Genomic DNA, 16,083 nt, shown 5'->3' on the forward strand with positions numbered 1-16,083 from the left:
TAAAATATTCCTTGACAAAATATTTTTGAATTTATACACTTTAGAGGCCGTAAGCTGATGTAGCTCAGTTGGTTAGAGCACTCGGCTCATATCCGAGTTGTCGTGGGTTCAAGTCCCTCCATCAGCATAAGTCAAGGAGTTTTGTGTTATGAGAGTAGCTGTTGTGCTTGCAGATGGCTTTGAGGAGATCGAAGCCATTGTGCCCGTTGATATTCTAAGACGAGGTGATGTTAATGTTAAGCTTATTAGTTTAAGTGATGATAGAGTTGTCCCAGGCTCTAGAGGAGTTGTTTTTTGCGCAGATGAGAAGGTTTCAGATTGTAGTGCGGATGATTTTGATTTAATTGTACTGCCTGGAGGGATGCCGGGCGCTAGCAATCTTTTTAAGTCTAGAGATTTAGATAAGATTTTAAGAGATATGAAGTTGGGGGGTAAGTTTATTGCAGCTATTTGTGCCTCACCAGCTGTTGTGCTTTCTGCTAAGGGACTTTTGGGAACAAGTAAATTTACATGCTATCCAGGATTTGAAAATGGCATTACAGATGGTGAATTTGTGGATGAAAATGTTGTCCTTAGCAATAACTTCATTACCTCTAAGGGTGTCGGTACGGCCTTCCAGTTTGCTTTTGCTTTACTTGAGCTTGTAAAGGGAGTGCGAGTAGCTGAGGATGTTAGACAGAAAGCTTTGCTTTAAATTAAAGACCGTCTGCTTTATTGTCTATGGTGCATGGATTGGGTTTTAAGCAAAGGCTGTAGGTATCTTCAAGAATAGAGAGCTCTTCGTTTGTAGGGATTACAAGTATTTTTACTTTGCTGTCCTTGCTTGAGATGTCAGACTCCATGTCTTTTTTGCATGCTCTATTATTTTTTTCAGGGTCCATTTCTATTCCTATTTTTTCAAATCCGCTCAATGCTAGTTCTCTTATCCCATAGTCAGTAACACCAACGCCGGCTGTAAAGACGATTGCATCTACATTAAAGTCCAGGATTGCGAGGTAAGATCCGATATATTTCTTTATTCTATAACCCATTAACTGGACTGCAAGTCTAGCATTATAATCACCATTTTCAACCGCTTGCCAAATATCTCTTAGGTCGTTTGAACAACAAGAGACCCCCAGCATGCCACTCTCATTATTAAGAATCTCTTCTATCTCTTTTGTTGTCCTCTTAAGTAGCTTACTCATTAAAGGAATAATCGTAGGATCAATGTCACCACATCTTGTTCCCATAACGAGCCCTTCAAGTGGAGTAAGCCCCATGCTTGTATCGTATGACAAGCCACCCTTAACAGCATTAATGCTAGCTCCATTTCCCAGATGTAGTACTATTAAATTTAAATCACGACTGTCTTTCTGCAAAATTGTTGCAACTCTCCTTGTTATGTATGAATAAGATAGTCCATGAAATCCGTATTTTCTAATATTGTAATCTTTGTACCAAGAGTATGGTGTAGCGTATAAAAATGCCTTTTCGTTCATGCTTTGATGCCATGATGTATCAAAGCATAGAGCTTGTTTTGTATTTGGAAATATTTTAAGTGTTGCTTTAATGACTAAAATTGCTGCTGGGTTGTGCAGAGGAGCAAGTTGAGCTACTTCCTCCAGTTCGTCTAGAATGTCGTTGTTAAGTAATACTGAGTTTGCAAAACTAGCGCCGCCGTGCACAATTCTGTGTCCTATTGCATAAATCTCATCTGGATTGGCTAGTATTTCAAGTTCCTTATTTGTTAAAATGCTGACCAATTTTCTTAATGCTTCTTCGTGTGAACCAATCCCAGCCCCTGTCTTTGTTTCTACTCCGTATTTAGTTTTAATCTTAGTTATTGATTCACTTTCTTTTATCTTCTCAATTACTCCAGTCACTAATACTTGCTTGTCTTTGTATTCGTAGAGTGTAAACTTTAATGACGAACTTCCTGTATTAAGTACTAATATCTTCATTCTCTATCTATTCCTACAGTAATAAGTTAAGATTTTTGTAAATGTAGTTAATTTTGTCTGCTTCTTTGGTGCCATTTAGGTTTAGGAAAATTGAGGTTTTATATTCTGGATTTATTTTTAGTGTGTTAGGGTTGACTTTTATTATTTCCATTATTTTTTTAACAGGAATGAGTTCCGTATTTAAATATTCAATTTCCAGTAATTCATTTTTTTCTCTAAGACCTAGGATGTTGAGTTTTTTTGCAAGTATTTTCATTTCCGCTAGTGTAAGTAGGACGTTTATTTCTTTAGGAATGGAGCCGAATTGGTCATAAATTTCAGCTCTTATTTTTTTATTTTCTTCTTCACTCTGAATGCCCGAGATTTTCTTGTAGATTAACATCTTGTCTTGCTCATTATCTGTGTAGCTATCAGGAATGAATCCATTGTAATTAATCTCAACAGCGATCTCGTTTTCTTGCGAGCCCCTGCCCATTCGATGCTCAATTGCCTTATTTAACATTCCTAAGTAGCAGTCTAGACCAACGGACTCAATCTCTCCATGTTGTTCTTTCCCAAGTAGATTTCCAACACCTCTTATTTCCATATCTTTCATTGCAATTTTAAAACCGGCTCCAAGTTCTGAAAATTCAGATATCGAACGTAGTCTTTCAATAGCACTTTCATTTAAGCTTGAGCCTTCTTTGTACAAAAGATAAGCAAAAGCTTTTTGTGAACTTCTTCCAACTCTTCCCTTTAGCTGGTATAGCTGTGAGAGACCGAATCTGTTAGCATTGTTAATTATTATTGTATTTGCGTTTTCAATGTCTATTCCATTCTCAATTATTGTTGTAGCTAAAAGTATTTGGTATGACTTATTTATGAAATCGTACATAATGTTTTCAATTTGATCTCCTGCAAGCTTTGCATGAATGATTGCAATTCTTGCATAGGGAATTATTTTTTCCAAAATTACTTTTATTGAGTCCAGTTCTTCAATGTTATGATGCACAAAGAAAACTTGCCCATCACGAGAAAGTTCATGCTCGATTGCATGTTTAATTAAAGCTTCGTTAAATTCTTCTACGTAAGTTTCTATTTTAATCCTGTTTTCAGGTGGAATTTTCAAGACGGATATGTCCCTGAGTTTAATTAATGACATATGAAGAGATCTTGGAATTGGGGTCGCTGATAACGCGAGGCAATCAACAGATACTTTTATTTCTTTTAAGTTTTCCTTTTCTCTTACTCCAAATCTTTGCTCCTCATCAATTATTATGAGCCCTAAATCTTGATATATTAGGTTTTTGGATAATATTTTGTGCGTTCCAATTATTATGTCAATTTCCCCCATCGATAAGTTCTTAATAATCTCTCTTTCTGTTGATTTTTTTATAAATCTGCTCATCATTGCAATTTTGATTGGGAAATTTTTAAATCTTAGTTTAAATGTATTAAAGTGTTGTTCTGCCAAAATTGTTGTTGGAGCAAGTATTGCCACTTGTTTCTTGCCCATTACAGCCTTAAATGCAGCTCTCATTGCTAACTCGGTTTTACCAAATCCAACGTCCCCACACAAAAGTCTGTCCATTACCTTAAAACTCATCATATCTTCTTTGATTTCTTCTATTGCAGTTAATTGATCTGGGGTTTCATCATAGGGAAATTCTGACTCAAATAATAATTGCCACTCGTCATCTTCAGGATATTTAAATCCCTTAATACTTTCTCTTTCTGAATAAAGTGCAACAAGTTTATCCGCTATGTCCTCAATCCTTTTTTTTGCATAGGCTTTTTTCTTTTCCCATGTTTTTGAACTAATGCTGTCTAACTTTATGTTTTGGATATTATTCCCAATATATTTTTGAATAAGATGTGTTTGCTCAATTGGAATAAACAATTTTTCATTATCGGCATATTCAATCTCAATGTAGTCTTTTTCAAGGAGGCTTGTTTTAATTCTCCTTACCTGTCTAAATATTCCAATTCCATGGTTTATATGTACAACATAACTATTTTTTTCAACTTCAACAAATGAATCAATGATTTTTGTTTTTGATGATTCAAAATTTTTATTTATTTTTTGTTTTCTGTTAAATATGTCAGATTCAAGAATGATAGCTATTTTTTCTTTGTTAATTATGAGTGAACTAGATATCTTTAGAACTTCAATTTTTATCTTCGGAAGATCCTTGAATAGGTATTTTAATTTTTCCCTCTGTGAACTAGATTCTGCTGCGATTATTACTCTAAATCCGTCCTTTATCCAGTCAGTCATTTCATTTTTTGCAAGTGTGATGTTTGAAAAAAAATTAATATTAGTTTCAATTTGAAATTCTATGAATTCTTCCGTTTGAATATCTTCAGGTTTTGAAAAAAAAATATTAGTTTCTAATTTTAAATCCTTTGAGCTTATGAAAATTTCTTTTGGTGCAATTATCTGGCTTCCCGTCTCTATTGCCTGCCTGTGAAGCTTTTCATGCTCTTTGTAAATTTTTTTTATCTCTTCTTGAAAGTTTGCGAGCTCGAAATTGATAATGGGGGTGTCTTTATTGATTTCTCGGCTTAAGTGTGTATCTCCTATTAATGAATAAAAAAGTTCTTCCACTTTAGCACTACGCCTTGTCTTAATGTCTTTAAATAATTCTTTATATTCATCTTCTTTTACCCGTTGTGCTAGCTTGTTTATGTTTGAATCGTTCCATATAATCTCTTTTTTGGGTATGATTTCAAATTCATAAAGTTCATTCCCTTCTTTTAATTGGGTAAGGGGGTTGAATGTTTTTATTTCTTCTATTTTGTCAAGATTGAAGGAAATTCTTACTGGTTCTTTTTTAATAAATGAATATATATCTACTACTTCTCCCTTTATGGTAAATTCTCCGGGTAGTGTGACTCTTGTTGTTTGTTCATAACCTAACTTTATAAGTTTTTTCTCCAATTCCTTTACGTTTACTGTCTCTTCTTTCTGAATTTTATAGATGTTTTTAAGTAGATTTTCTTTATTAGGGATTTTGCCAAGAAGAGATTTTATTACAACAAGATAGATGCCAGGATTATTTGCATAAAAATTGATTAAAAATTTTACTCTTTCGCTAAAGACTTTACTTTTTGAACTGATTCCTTTGTATGCAAGAGAACTGAAGTAATTTAGTTCGTATATTTGGTCTGTGATTTGCAGTAAATCGGATTTGATCTCTTCTGAGGTGTTCTCATCTTTAACTACCAGAATAACGCTCTTGTTCTTGCTGTATTCTTTTATTTTATTTATTAAAAAGGCCTTAAAAAACCCTTCACATCCTACCAATGTAAATGGTGTTTTTCGTTCGCAGAGTTGCTTTACTTTTTCTAAATCATGACTATCTCTTAGCCTGATGGTTAATTCTTTTTCTATATCCATCTTTTACCTTTTTGTTTCTGTAGTTTAGTATAATATTATATATTATAGTTATTATCGGTTTCTTTACGTATAATGTAGGGGGTTTTTGAGGAGTTTATGGAATTTAGAAAGTTGTTTTTGTTTTTGTTTCTTGCTTATGTTCCTGTTATTCTTTTTTCTAGAGATTACAGGGGTCTTGATTTTAAGATAAAGTTTTTCAATCAATCAATCTATCGTATTAATAGTAATATTTCTGTTGAGGTTTCACTTGCTAACTTATCTGATGATTTGATTGCTCTTGAAATGGGGGACATTAATACTTTTGGATTCGATTTCGATGTTACAGATATTACTAATATGAGAGTTAAGAGACCTATTGAATATGTTAAGGATAGATCAAAGAATGTTGCTATTCCTGTTAGAACGCTGACTTTAAGACCTAATGAAAAATTTTCTGTAGTTATGAGCTTAAATCAATTTGTACAATTTGATAAGGATGGAGTTTATTTTATAAAGGGTGTATTCTTCCCAGATATTTCGGATGCGCAAAAACGAATAGAATCTAATGTTGTTACATTATTTTTAAAACCTAGGGTAGATGATGTTGATCAGAAGGTGGATTTTTCCAATATCTCATCCAATCATGAGATACAGGGTGTTTTAAAAAGAGTAAATTTGTCTCCTGATAAGATTGTTGAATATTTGTTTGAGGCATTGCGTCTTGGGAAGAAGGAGAAGTTTTTCTTGTATATTGACATTGAGAGTTTTATTTTAAATGATCAGAATAAAGCATACATCTATGAACAAGAATTAAAGTCAGGTTCTAGTAATATGTTAGAAGAGTATAAAGAGTATTTATGGAGTGGAAATGGTGCTGACATTTCAAGGATTCCTAGTAAATTTTCTATTGTTGAAACGACTTATACAGATACCACGGGGAAGGTGATTGCTGACTTGTATTTTGATGATGGTCATTTTTATATAATCAAACGCTATACCTTTTTCTTCAAGAAGTATGATTTTTATTGGATAATTTATGATTACGCCGTTCAAAATATTGGAGTTAAGGAGAAGTATTAAGCACCTAATTTTTAAGATTAAAGGACTTGGTATTTTTTTGTGGATCATAAGTTCCCTGGGTTTACATGCGAATTTTAAGCATGAGGTGGTTAAAGGGGATACCCTGTATTCTATTTCTCTTAAGTATAGAGTTCCAATAAGAGACCTTAAAAGGGTAAATAGTCTTAGTTCTGATAGTATTAGATTGGGGCTTGTATTAATTATTCCAAAGCTCTCCGATGGGCATGAAATTGTTAAGAAGAACGTTGAAAAGCCTGGTATTAGTAATGATGGTAGTATTGGTTCAAAAATTCATGTTGTAAAAGCTAATGATACTGTTGAGGCAATAGCAAAGCAGTATGGGGTTAAAGAGAAGGAGTTGCTTGCTTGGAATGGTTTAAGTACTAAACCTGTTAAATTTGCCTCTAAGCTAGTTGTAAGTGAGCCTGATTTTTTAAAGCCATATGTAGTTAAGAAAGGTGATTCACTGTCCCAGTTAGCTCTGGATTTTAATATTAGTATCCAAGACATCATAAGATTAAATTCTTTAGAGGATCAAAATTTAATAATCGGGCAGAAATTATATTTAAAGAAGGCCTCTGGTAATATTAATTTTCATTATGTAAAGAGGGGCGAAACTCTTGGTAAGATTGCATATATTTACGGTGTGACCTCAAAGCATCTAGTTAATCTTAATGGAGAGAAGGCAATAAACTTAAAAGCAGATTCCATTTTGGAGGTTTCAAAGACTATTGAAGAGAGTTCGGTAGGCTCTGGGAATGTGAGGCCGGCAATAGAAAAGAGTAGTAAGGATTTTATGTTACATGAGGTATCTGTTGGGGAAACCCTATATAGTATTGCACGTAAATATGGAGTTTTGATTGAAGAACTTAAGAGATGGAATAATTTAAGTGGAAATAATATTTCTTATAAACAAGAACTTAAAATTTACGACAAACAAAAAGAATCTAATGTTGCTAGTAAAGATTTAAGAGATTCTGTGGAACAGATTAGTAACTCTGGAAGTAAAGTTAGAGCTCTTGCAAATGTTCCTTCTACTAAGAATAAAAAGTTGGATTTAAGCTTTTCCAATGTTTTAGATAGGAGGGATTTTTTTGATGTGAGTGCTTTGGTGGTTCTGGATCCTAAAATACCTATATTTGAAGTTAATGGAGATTTTTATTATTGGTATAAACCCAGGAAAATAAGCCAACCAAGTGAATTTTACTCGGAGGATTGGCGCTCGCCTCTTAATGCTTATAAGAAGGCAAGTCAGCTTTTTCAAAGTTTTGAAAGTCTTGTTAAGACCAGACCAGTTAAGAACAATAAGCTTAAAAATAAATTAATAATTATTGACCCTGGCCATGGGGGGCTTGATCCTGGTGCCATTGTTAAGGCAAAAGATGGCCTTGGTAATGAAATTTTTGTTGTTGAAGACGAATATGTTTATGATATTGCCTTAAGGCTTTATGTGTATCTTAAAGAGTATGGAGCTAATGTTGAGCTTACTATTTTAGCTCCCGATCATTTAATTAGAGACAGCGTATCTGCTAATAATACATTTGTTAATGTTAAGAATGAAGTTTATAATGACTATGATTTAAACAAGAATGATACAGTTGATTCTTGGATAAGCGGGACCCAGGAAGGTTTAAAGAAAAGGCTATCCGTTGTTCGTAAATTTGTAAATAAGTATAAAAAGATCGATGAGAAAGATATTCTCTATATTAGCTTACATGCCGATAATAGTGTAGGAGCTCCTCGGAGCATGGGATTTTATTACCAATATGAAGATGGGAAGAGTTCGGATTTGCATTCTAAGGCTGCTATTGAAAAAATCACACAGGGGTTTAAGAGAAGTTTCTATATTAAGGGACAAAATCTTTATGTGCTGAAGAATAATATTGTTAGGACTAAATTTTTGGTTGAAGTTAGAAATTTGGCATTTGATGAAGATGCTTGGGCAATCAGGTTTGCTAAGTTAAGAGACCAAGATTCTAAGATGCTTGCGGATTCTATTTTTAAAATCTTGTCTTAGACTAAATTCGCCATTTTCTGGAAAAAATTGCAATTTAATTGACAAAAAAAAATCAATTTAGGATAATACTTCTAGTGTTTATTCCCCTATAGCTCAGTGGTAGAGCGGGTGGCTGTTAACCACTAGGTCGGAGGTTCAAGTCCTTCTGGGGGAGTTTTGTTTTTTTTGGTGAATTATCTCTTCTATTTCTTCTCGTTTGATTCTAAAATAGTTTATCCTTTCAAGTAGTCTTTTGTTGTTACCATTTCCTAATTGAAAGTGTTGTTGTACCTTCTCTCTTCTTTCCCTAGATTGGCTTCCTGTGAGTCCGAGCTCTATTAAATCACTTAAGGTTAGGCCCTCTTTAGCTCCTCTTGCGTAGAAAGTGGTCACTTTTTTTAAAGCTTTCATTATTTCAAGTCTAGAGGACATCTCAACCTCTTTATTTTCACTTTCAAGAAGAGCATGCTTAATATTGTCCTGATTTGAATACTTTAGCCTTCTGAGTATCTGTTTCCTAATTAAATCTCCTGCCTTATCGCTATCAGTAAAGATAATTATTCCATTTGTTGCTAGTGCTCGCTTTAGTACTTTGATAGTTTCTGTGCTAATGTGAAGTCCACCAGTTTCAATTACAGTACACTCAAATATTTCTTTTAGTCTCCTAGCATCATCTTTACCTTCAACCACAATGATTTCTTTTATTATTTCCAGAATTTAATTCCAATTTTCAAAAAATGATCTGAGCAATTTGATTGCATTTATGTGATCCGATATCGCGATTGTTTCTCTTAAAGAGTGCATTGCCCACATTGGGGTTCCAATGTCTATGGTTTCAATACCTGTTTGAGCGTTTGTAATAGGTCCAATTGTGGTTCCGGCATTAACATTTGCTTTCAATATTATTTCTTGAACTTGAATGTTATTTTTCATGGCCAACGATTTAAGTTTTGCACAGCCATTTGCTGTTGTTGCATATTTAAAATTAGCATTACTTTTAATCGTCACACCTTTCCCTAGGCTTACTTCATACTGTGGGTCGTGTTTATCCGTGTATCCAGGATGCACACCATGCGCAGCGTCCATTGAAATGTGGAATGATTTGTTTAGCTTTATTAAGTGTTCTTCTCTTCCCAAGTTTAAAGCATAATCAATTCTTTCTAATACTTCTGTTAATAGTTGTGAATCAGCTCCTCTTGAAGTTAAAGACCCAATTTCCTCATTGTCGAAAAACACAGCCACTTTGTTTTTATTGTTGTTTGTATGCACGAATGCGTTCATGATGGCGTGACATCCAGATTTGTTATCAAGATTTTTTGATGACAAAAATTCACCTTCACTACCAATGATTTTAGAGGCTTCAGACGCTGTAAAGAGTAGATCACAAGATAGGAAATCTTTCTCCGATATGTTGAGTTTCTCCAGAATTATTTCCTTAATGCTTTTCTGGATGCTAGTAATAACTATAATATTTTCATGGGTATCATACGCAAATCCTTCATTAATCCTGCGGTTTAGGTGAATTGCAACATTTGGTATAATGCCAATGTTTTCGATCGTTATTAGTTCTGAATTAACCATCCCATCTTTATTGAAATACACAACTCCTGCTAGGGTTAAATCTCTGTCAGTCCAAGTTGAAATGATTGGTCCCCCATAAACCTCAATGTGATTTGAAAATACATTCCCTTTATTCTTTATAGACTCTATTTTAAGTTTTAACCCAGGGCTGTCAGAGTGTGCCCCTGCTATTAAAAACGGTTCTTGTATTTTATCGGTATTAATGTTAAATGCAATAAGAGATGTGCCTTCTTTTTTAATGTAGTAACATCCTGTTTTTAAGATCCACTTATCATCAAGTCTTAATTCACTAGCATTAAGGTAATGTACTAATTTTTGTTCAATGTAATTTACTAGATGATATGGGGTTATGCTTGTATCTAATAAATTTCGAAAATATGAAATATCTAAGGTTTGATCATCCATCCGTTGTGTCCTCCTACTGTTTTGGTTTTATTGTCTTTATAGTTTATATATTATTATAATGGTTGGTATGTATATAAAGGAGATTAAATGAAAAATTTTAGTAAATTGTTGCTCATGTCTTTAATTTTTATTTCTTGTACTGCAAATACAACGGTCGATTTAAGAGATAATATGAGTGGAACAGTTTCAGTAGTATTTAATGTTAAGCCGGAGTTTGAAAGAATAAGAAGAGAACTTGTGGCTACCCTTGGGGGCGAGAAAGTAGCTAGAATGCCTCTTTTCCCTGTCGATGAGATAAGAAAGTATTTTAAAGATTTGGGAGAGGATTCGGGTCTAAAGCTTTCAGAGATCAAAGAGAAAGGAGATTCTCTTGAACTTGTTGTTGAGTTTGATAATTTAGGTAAAGTCCTTAAAGATTATTTAGAAAAAGAAACAATGCCACTATTGAAGGTGGAGAACAAAAATGGCAGAAATATTATTGATATTGACATTAATATAAAAAATGTCACAAAAATTATCAACGATAATAAAGAATCAATAAATGATGCTCTTGCAGCACTTCTTCCATCAGAGGAAGTGCCAATGACTGAAAAAGAATACAGAGATGTTTTAGTTTACTTTTTATCAGATTTTACTAGCAAGGCGGGTGAGCTTATAGATAGCTCTAACATTAAACTTAAGATAAAGACTTCAAGAAAGATTAAAGAACAATTCGGATTTAAGCAGACTAGTTTAAATAATCTAGAGTTTAAATTGGACATGATTAAGGGCTTGAGTCTAGAGAAACCAATAAGATTGAGACTAGTTTATTAAACTCCCTTATTATGAAAGGAGGATGGAATCAACCCTCATCTCTTTTCATAAATCCCAGTGATAGCGCTGTTACTACACTTCCTATCAGGATGGATATTATCCACATTAGGGGGTTAGTAGCTATTGGGAGGATGAAAATTCCCCCATGTGGGGCCATGAGTTTTACTTCAAATAGTGCAGATAGAAAGCCGCCTATGGATGAGCCCAGTATGCAGGCAGGTATAACCTTTAAGGGGTCTGCTGCTGCTAATGGGATTACTCCTTCTGTAATAAAACATGCGCCTAGAAAATAGCAAACTTTACCAGTTTCTTTCTCTTCTTTTGAGAACTTGCTGCTGAAAATACTGGTTGCAAGTGCTACTCCAAGAGGGGGGATCATTCCGCCTGCCATTATGCTTGCGTGAGGAATATAATTGTGGGCGGTTATCATTGCAATCCCGAATGCATACGCCGCTTTGTTCACGGGCCCTCCCATATCTACTGCCATCATACCACCTAACAAAGCACCAAGTATTGCCATATTCATACCACTAAGTGTGTTTAGCATATTTGTTATTGATATATTAATAAATGCAATAGGCGCTAGTAAGATATATACCAAAAAACTTGATACTAGTACTGAGAAGAAAGGATAGATTAAAACAGGGTTTATTCCACTTAAAGTTTGAGGTACGATTTTGCGGCTTATTGACTTTACCCCCAGAGTTACATAACCTGCAATAAATCCTGCCAGTATTCCACCAAGGAAACCAGCATCTCCCTTACTCATCATGAGTCCTGTAACCATACCAGGAGCAAGCCCAGGACGCTCTGCTATGCTGAATGAAATGTAGCCGGCAAGTATTGGAATCATTAAGAAAAAGGCATTATTGCCGCCAATTTGCATTAAAATGTCTGCTATCTTATGATAGCTTGGATCACTAGGATCAAATGCTTTAATCCCGAACATGAATGATATTGCAATTATTATACCCCCTGAGACTACAAAGGGAAGCATAAATGAGACACCATTCATTAAATGCTTATACGATCCGTTTGCTTTCATGTTGTGCTCGTTTTTTACTTGCACAAGTTTACTTTCATAAATTTGTGCTTTGTTTTCAAGAATATTTTCAATAAGTTCTTTTGCTTTGTGTATGCCATCTTTCACGCTAACTTCAATTAGTGGTTTGCCATTAAACCTTTCCTTCTGGACAGTTTTTCCAGAAGCAATTATTATGCCCTTTGCTCTTATTATTTCTTCTTCTGTTATTGGATTATCAATCCCACTAGAGCCATTAGTTTCTACTTTTATCTCTACATTTAGTTCAGCAGCGGCACGTCTGAGACTATCAGCTGCCATGTATGTATGAGCAATTCCCACAGGACAAGCCGTTACGGCTAGGATAAAATTCGCAGAGCTAGAGTTATTGGTTGTCTCATTTGTGCTACTACCTAAAAGGATGTTTAAAAACCTATCTTTATCGTCTGTATTCATAATTTCTTCTCTTAAAGCATTATTGTTGAATACGTTATTAAGTGAAGATATTACCTTAATATGAGTATTCCCAGTAATCTCTTCAGGGACAGCCATCATGAAGAATAATTTTGAGAGTTTTGAATCAGAAGCATCAAAATCAAATCCATCGCCTGTAACTCGCAATATGGCGATTCCGTGTTTCTTAACGAAGCTGCCCTTTGCATGTGGCATTGCAATGTGCTCTTCAAGGCCCGTTCCATTTGTTTCTTCTCGTTTTCTTATGTTGTCTATGAAGGTCTTCTTATCCCGCAGGTATCCGTTTTCAAAAAGCATAGATGCCATTTTTTCAATGACATCGTCTTTGCTTTTAGCTTCATAATTCAACAATATTAAGTTTTCAGAGAATAAATGCTTCATAGAAGACTCCTTTACCATAGATGGTATATAATACGTGGTTATAAACTATATAATGATTTAACGATTTTATCTAGTTGCAAGGAGGCTGGTTTGATATATACTCTAACTCTCAATCCTGCTGTTGATTATAAAATAGTTGTGGATGGTTTTCGTGAGGGATGTCTTAATCGCTCTCTTATGAGCAACTTTTTTGCAGGCGGGAAAGGGATAAATGTAAGTAGCGTGCTTAAAAATTTTGGCACAGAAAGCATAGCTTTTGGGTTTGTGGGTGGATTTACTGGTGATTATATAGAGCATTCTCTTGATTTGCTAGGAATAAAGCATGACTTCGTAAGGATAAGAGAGCACACTAGGGTAAATATTAAAATGATGTCTAATAAAGAAGAGACAGAGATTAACGGAAATTCACCTGTAATACTTAAGGATGATTTAAAGCTTTTGATTTCAAAATTGGAACAATTAGATGATGGTATACTGATAATGTCTGGTAGCATTCCAAGATCGATTGGACATAGTGCATATAACGAGATAGGTAAGCACATTTCTGACAAGGTTAGATTGATTGTTGACACCAGTGGGATGGCTTTACAGGAAGCTATAGGACTTAAACCTTTTTTAATAAAGCCGAATATTAGGGAACTTGAGGAGATTTTAGGTATTAAGTTAACTTCTGTTGAAGATATAATCAAGGCTGGGCATAAATTAATAAATGAGGGTATCCAAAATATTATAGTTTCAATGGGATTAGAAGGAGCTGTTTTTGTAGGAGCACAAGACGCTTATTTAGCTATTGTTCCAAGAGCTGATTCCCCCAGTACGATTGGGGCAGGGGATTCTGTTGTAGCCGGATTTGTATATGCTCACCACAACGGGAAATCCTTTTGTGATTCTTTCAAGTTCGGAGTCGCATCAGGTACCGCAACAGCACTAAAGGGACAGCTTTGTAGTCTTGATGATGTTAAAGACGCTTTAAGCAAAATCAGAATCAAGCAGATCTTTCCAAAACTCCCCAAAAACAAAGGAGAACAACAAACCACACGAAGAAAAAAGTGAATGAAGTCCCAAAACATCGGGAGCGACGGGTCTCGAACCCGCGACCTCCTGCGTGACAGGCAGGCGTTCTAACCAACTGAACTACACCCCCAAACACAATACCCTAAAAGTATATTGTTTTTATTTTTCTTTGTCAATTTATTTTAATGTATGTATGTATTCCCATATTTTTGAATCTCTGTCTACTGTTTTTCGGCTAACATTTTTAATGATATCTTGGCTTGATATTATTTTTATGCTTTTCCTAGCTCTAGTTACTGCGGTATAGAGTAGTTCTTTTGTTAAGAAGGGATGATCTTCTATTATGATTACTACACTTTCATATTCAGAACCTTGGCTTTTATGTATTGTTGTAGCAAAGCTAAGTTCATATTTATTTAGTAAGTTAAAATTTATTTTTTTATATTTTTCATTATCTCTTTTAAACAAAGCGTAAATTTTAGAATTTTCTTTAAAGAGAATTCCTCTTTCTCCATTAAATAAATCATTTTTATAGTCATTTTGAGTAATAAGAATTATTTGTCCAACTAAATTACCATGAATTTTTTTTAAATGAGTTTTTATGCTTTCATTTATTCTTTTTGTTCCAAATTTCCCAAGATTTCTTGAGCATAAAATAGTTTTGTTGATTAAAATGTTAAGAATTGATTCTATTTTTTCATCTGTTAATAATTTAAGATTAAAGCCGGATATATTTTCATATAGGGTTGTTGTGTAATTGAGTAATTCATTTTCTATGCTTATTTTGTTTATATCCTTTAAAAGCATGCTGTTACCATTATTAATTTGGGTAAAGATTAAATCTTCGTTTTCTTTATATATTGCTTCTGCTAGCAAGTTAATCTCTTGGTTGCTTCTGAAATTTTTTTTAAGTATTTCTACATTTTCATTGTTTATGTCTTTTATTTTAACAAGACTTGCATACACGTTGCCCCCAGATATTGATGGAAGCTGATTTTTATCCCCTGTTATTATAAGTTTTGTGTTTATATGGACTGCCTTGAGTAACTTTAAGAAAGTGCTTGCATCTACCATAGATGTTTCATCAACTATGATTATGTCAAAATCTAAAGGATTTTTTTCATTGTATTTGTAATCTTTATTGATAAATGAAATTTTTAATAATTTGTGTACCGTACCATATTCTGTTTCAAGATTTTTAAATGTTTCTTTTAAGCTCGATTTCAGCTTTTGACTTGCTTTTCCAGTTGATGCTATGAGTGCTACTTTTTGCTTGGTGTCTAAACCAATATCAATTGCTTTTAGAATGTAACCGATGGTTGTTGTTTTTCCTGTACCAGGACCTCCGCTTAGAATAAAAAAGTTACTTTTTAAAGATTTTCCAATTGAGCTTACTTGCTCTTTGTTTAAGCCTTTAGTATTTAAATTCGTCATGATATTTTGTACTGTCTGTTTGCTAATTTTACTCTTGCTGTTTTTGATTCTTTCGTCTATCTTTTTAATTAATTCTTCTTCTTCCCTGAAATTTTTTTGAGTGTAAATATTAGTATTGCTTTCTAGTATTAAAGGAGTTGTTATTTTTTCATTTAAATTAAGATCTTTTATTATATTGCGTTGCTTTAAACATAATACTATTTCGTTGATTTTGGTTATTCTTGTAAATTGTTTAAGTCCTTCCAGTATTTGTATTGATTTTCTATAAAATTTATCTTCCTCTTCAAGTTCAAGGTAAGCATTCTCTATTGTTTTTGCAATATTGTCTATTAGTAAGCTGATATTAGCTCTTAAATGTCCTTTAGAAAGATAATTGAATAAGAATATTAAAAATATAGTAAGCTCTTCATACATTCCGTCTTTGATGTTACCTATCAGTAGATGTGATTTGTAATAATTTTCTATATTTATATTTAGTATTTCAATTAGTTCACAGATTTTAAGTTCGGGATTTAAGTAATTTCTCTTATTATCTTTTAAGAATTCTCTTAAGACTAGATAATTTCTCATATTTTCCTTTCAA

11 protein-coding genes and 3 tRNA genes are annotated in these 16,083 nt (G+C 33.7%); 7 read left to right on the plus strand and 7 right to left on the minus strand.

Features of this window, described 5'->3' with window-relative positions:
* The first annotated feature begins 53 nt into the window (after nucleotides 1–53).
* Nucleotides 54–127 (plus strand) — tRNA-Met (locus LSO06_RS03220).
* Nucleotides 128–148: 21 nt separating this feature from the next.
* Nucleotides 149–694, plus strand: coding sequence for a DJ-1 family glyoxalase III (locus LSO06_RS03225; RefSeq protein ID WP_231760619.1), 546 nt, complete (start codon nucleotides 149–151; stop codon nucleotides 692–694).
* Between the two features lies 1 nt (nucleotide 695).
* On the opposite strand, the gene LSO06_RS03230 is transcribed toward LSO06_RS03225, so the two are convergent.
* Nucleotides 696–1,943, minus strand: coding sequence for an acetate kinase (locus tag LSO06_RS03230; protein ID WP_231760620.1), 1,248 nt, complete (start codon nucleotides 1,941–1,943; stop codon nucleotides 696–698).
* Between the two features lie 13 nt (nucleotides 1,944–1,956).
* Entirely contained in the window at nucleotides 1,957–5,322 is a 3,366-nt protein-coding gene (mfd, locus tag LSO06_RS03235) for a transcription-repair coupling factor (protein WP_231760621.1), read from the minus strand.
* A 96-nt stretch (nucleotides 5,323–5,418) separates the two neighbouring features.
* On the opposite strand from mfd, the gene LSO06_RS03240 reads away from it, so the two are divergent.
* The 3 genes from LSO06_RS03240 to LSO06_RS03250 all read left to right on the plus strand — a co-directional run bounded on the left by LSO06_RS03240 (nucleotide 5,419) and on the right by LSO06_RS03250 (nucleotide 8,552).
* Nucleotides 5,419–6,381, plus strand: coding sequence for a hypothetical protein (locus tag LSO06_RS03240; protein WP_231760622.1), 963 nt, complete (start codon nucleotides 5,419–5,421; stop codon nucleotides 6,379–6,381).
* Complete coding sequence (locus tag LSO06_RS03245) at nucleotides 6,338–8,398, plus strand: LysM peptidoglycan-binding domain-containing protein (protein WP_231760623.1); 2,061 nt, start codon at nucleotides 6,338–6,340, stop codon at nucleotides 8,396–8,398. The genes LSO06_RS03240 and LSO06_RS03245 overlap by 44 nt, the downstream gene beginning before the upstream one ends.
* A gap of 82 nt (nucleotides 8,399–8,480) precedes the next feature.
* Nucleotides 8,481–8,552: transfer RNA gene (locus LSO06_RS03250), tRNA-Asn, on the plus strand.
* Here the strand turns inward: LSO06_RS03250 and rnmV are convergent.
* Both rnmV and LSO06_RS03260 read right to left on the minus strand, forming a co-directional pair.
* Nucleotides 8,534–9,067 carry a ribonuclease M5 gene (gene rnmV, locus LSO06_RS03255; RefSeq protein ID WP_231760624.1) on the minus strand — a complete coding sequence of 178 codons (534 nt, stop codon included), beginning with the start codon at nucleotides 9,065–9,067 and terminating at the stop codon, nucleotides 8,534–8,536. The genes LSO06_RS03250 and rnmV overlap by 19 nt on opposite strands.
* Nucleotides 9,068–9,094: 27 nt before the next feature.
* Nucleotides 9,095–10,363: a M18 family aminopeptidase gene (locus LSO06_RS03260; RefSeq protein ID WP_231760625.1), complete on the minus strand. Its 1,269-nt coding sequence runs from the start codon at nucleotides 10,361–10,363 to the stop codon at nucleotides 9,095–9,097.
* An 87-nt stretch (nucleotides 10,364–10,450) separates the two neighbouring features.
* Here LSO06_RS03260 and LSO06_RS03265 point away from each other — a divergent pair, with 87 nt between their 5' ends.
* Nucleotides 10,451–11,176 carry a hypothetical protein gene (locus LSO06_RS03265; protein ID WP_231760626.1) on the plus strand — a complete coding sequence of 242 codons (726 nt, stop codon included), beginning with the start codon at nucleotides 10,451–10,453 and terminating at the stop codon, nucleotides 11,174–11,176.
* Between the two features lie 28 nt (nucleotides 11,177–11,204).
* On the opposite strand, the gene LSO06_RS03270 is transcribed toward LSO06_RS03265, so the two are convergent.
* Entirely contained in the window at nucleotides 11,205–13,052 is a 1,848-nt protein-coding gene (locus LSO06_RS03270) for a fructose-specific PTS transporter subunit EIIC (RefSeq protein ID WP_231760627.1), read from the minus strand.
* A 90-nt stretch (nucleotides 13,053–13,142) separates the two neighbouring features.
* Between LSO06_RS03270 and pfkB the strand changes: the two genes are divergently transcribed.
* The gene (gene pfkB, locus LSO06_RS03275) at nucleotides 13,143–14,105 is read left to right on the plus strand and encodes a 1-phosphofructokinase (RefSeq protein ID WP_231760628.1); all 963 of its coding nucleotides are present in this window, start codon (nucleotides 13,143–13,145) and stop codon (nucleotides 14,103–14,105) included.
* A gap of 17 nt (nucleotides 14,106–14,122) precedes the next feature.
* Here pfkB and LSO06_RS03280 read toward each other — a convergent pair.
* Nucleotides 14,123–14,196: transfer RNA gene (locus tag LSO06_RS03280), tRNA-Asp, on the minus strand.
* 47 nt (nucleotides 14,197–14,243) lie between these two features.
* Entirely contained in the window at nucleotides 14,244–16,070 is a 1,827-nt protein-coding gene (recD, locus tag LSO06_RS03285) for an exodeoxyribonuclease V subunit alpha (protein WP_231760629.1), read from the minus strand.
* Nucleotides 16,071–16,083 lie beyond the last annotated feature (13 nt).

It is taken from the genome of Borrelia sp. RT5S (assembly GCF_021165755.1).
Taxonomy (GTDB): Bacteria; Spirochaetota; Spirochaetia; order Borreliales; family Borreliaceae; genus Borrelia.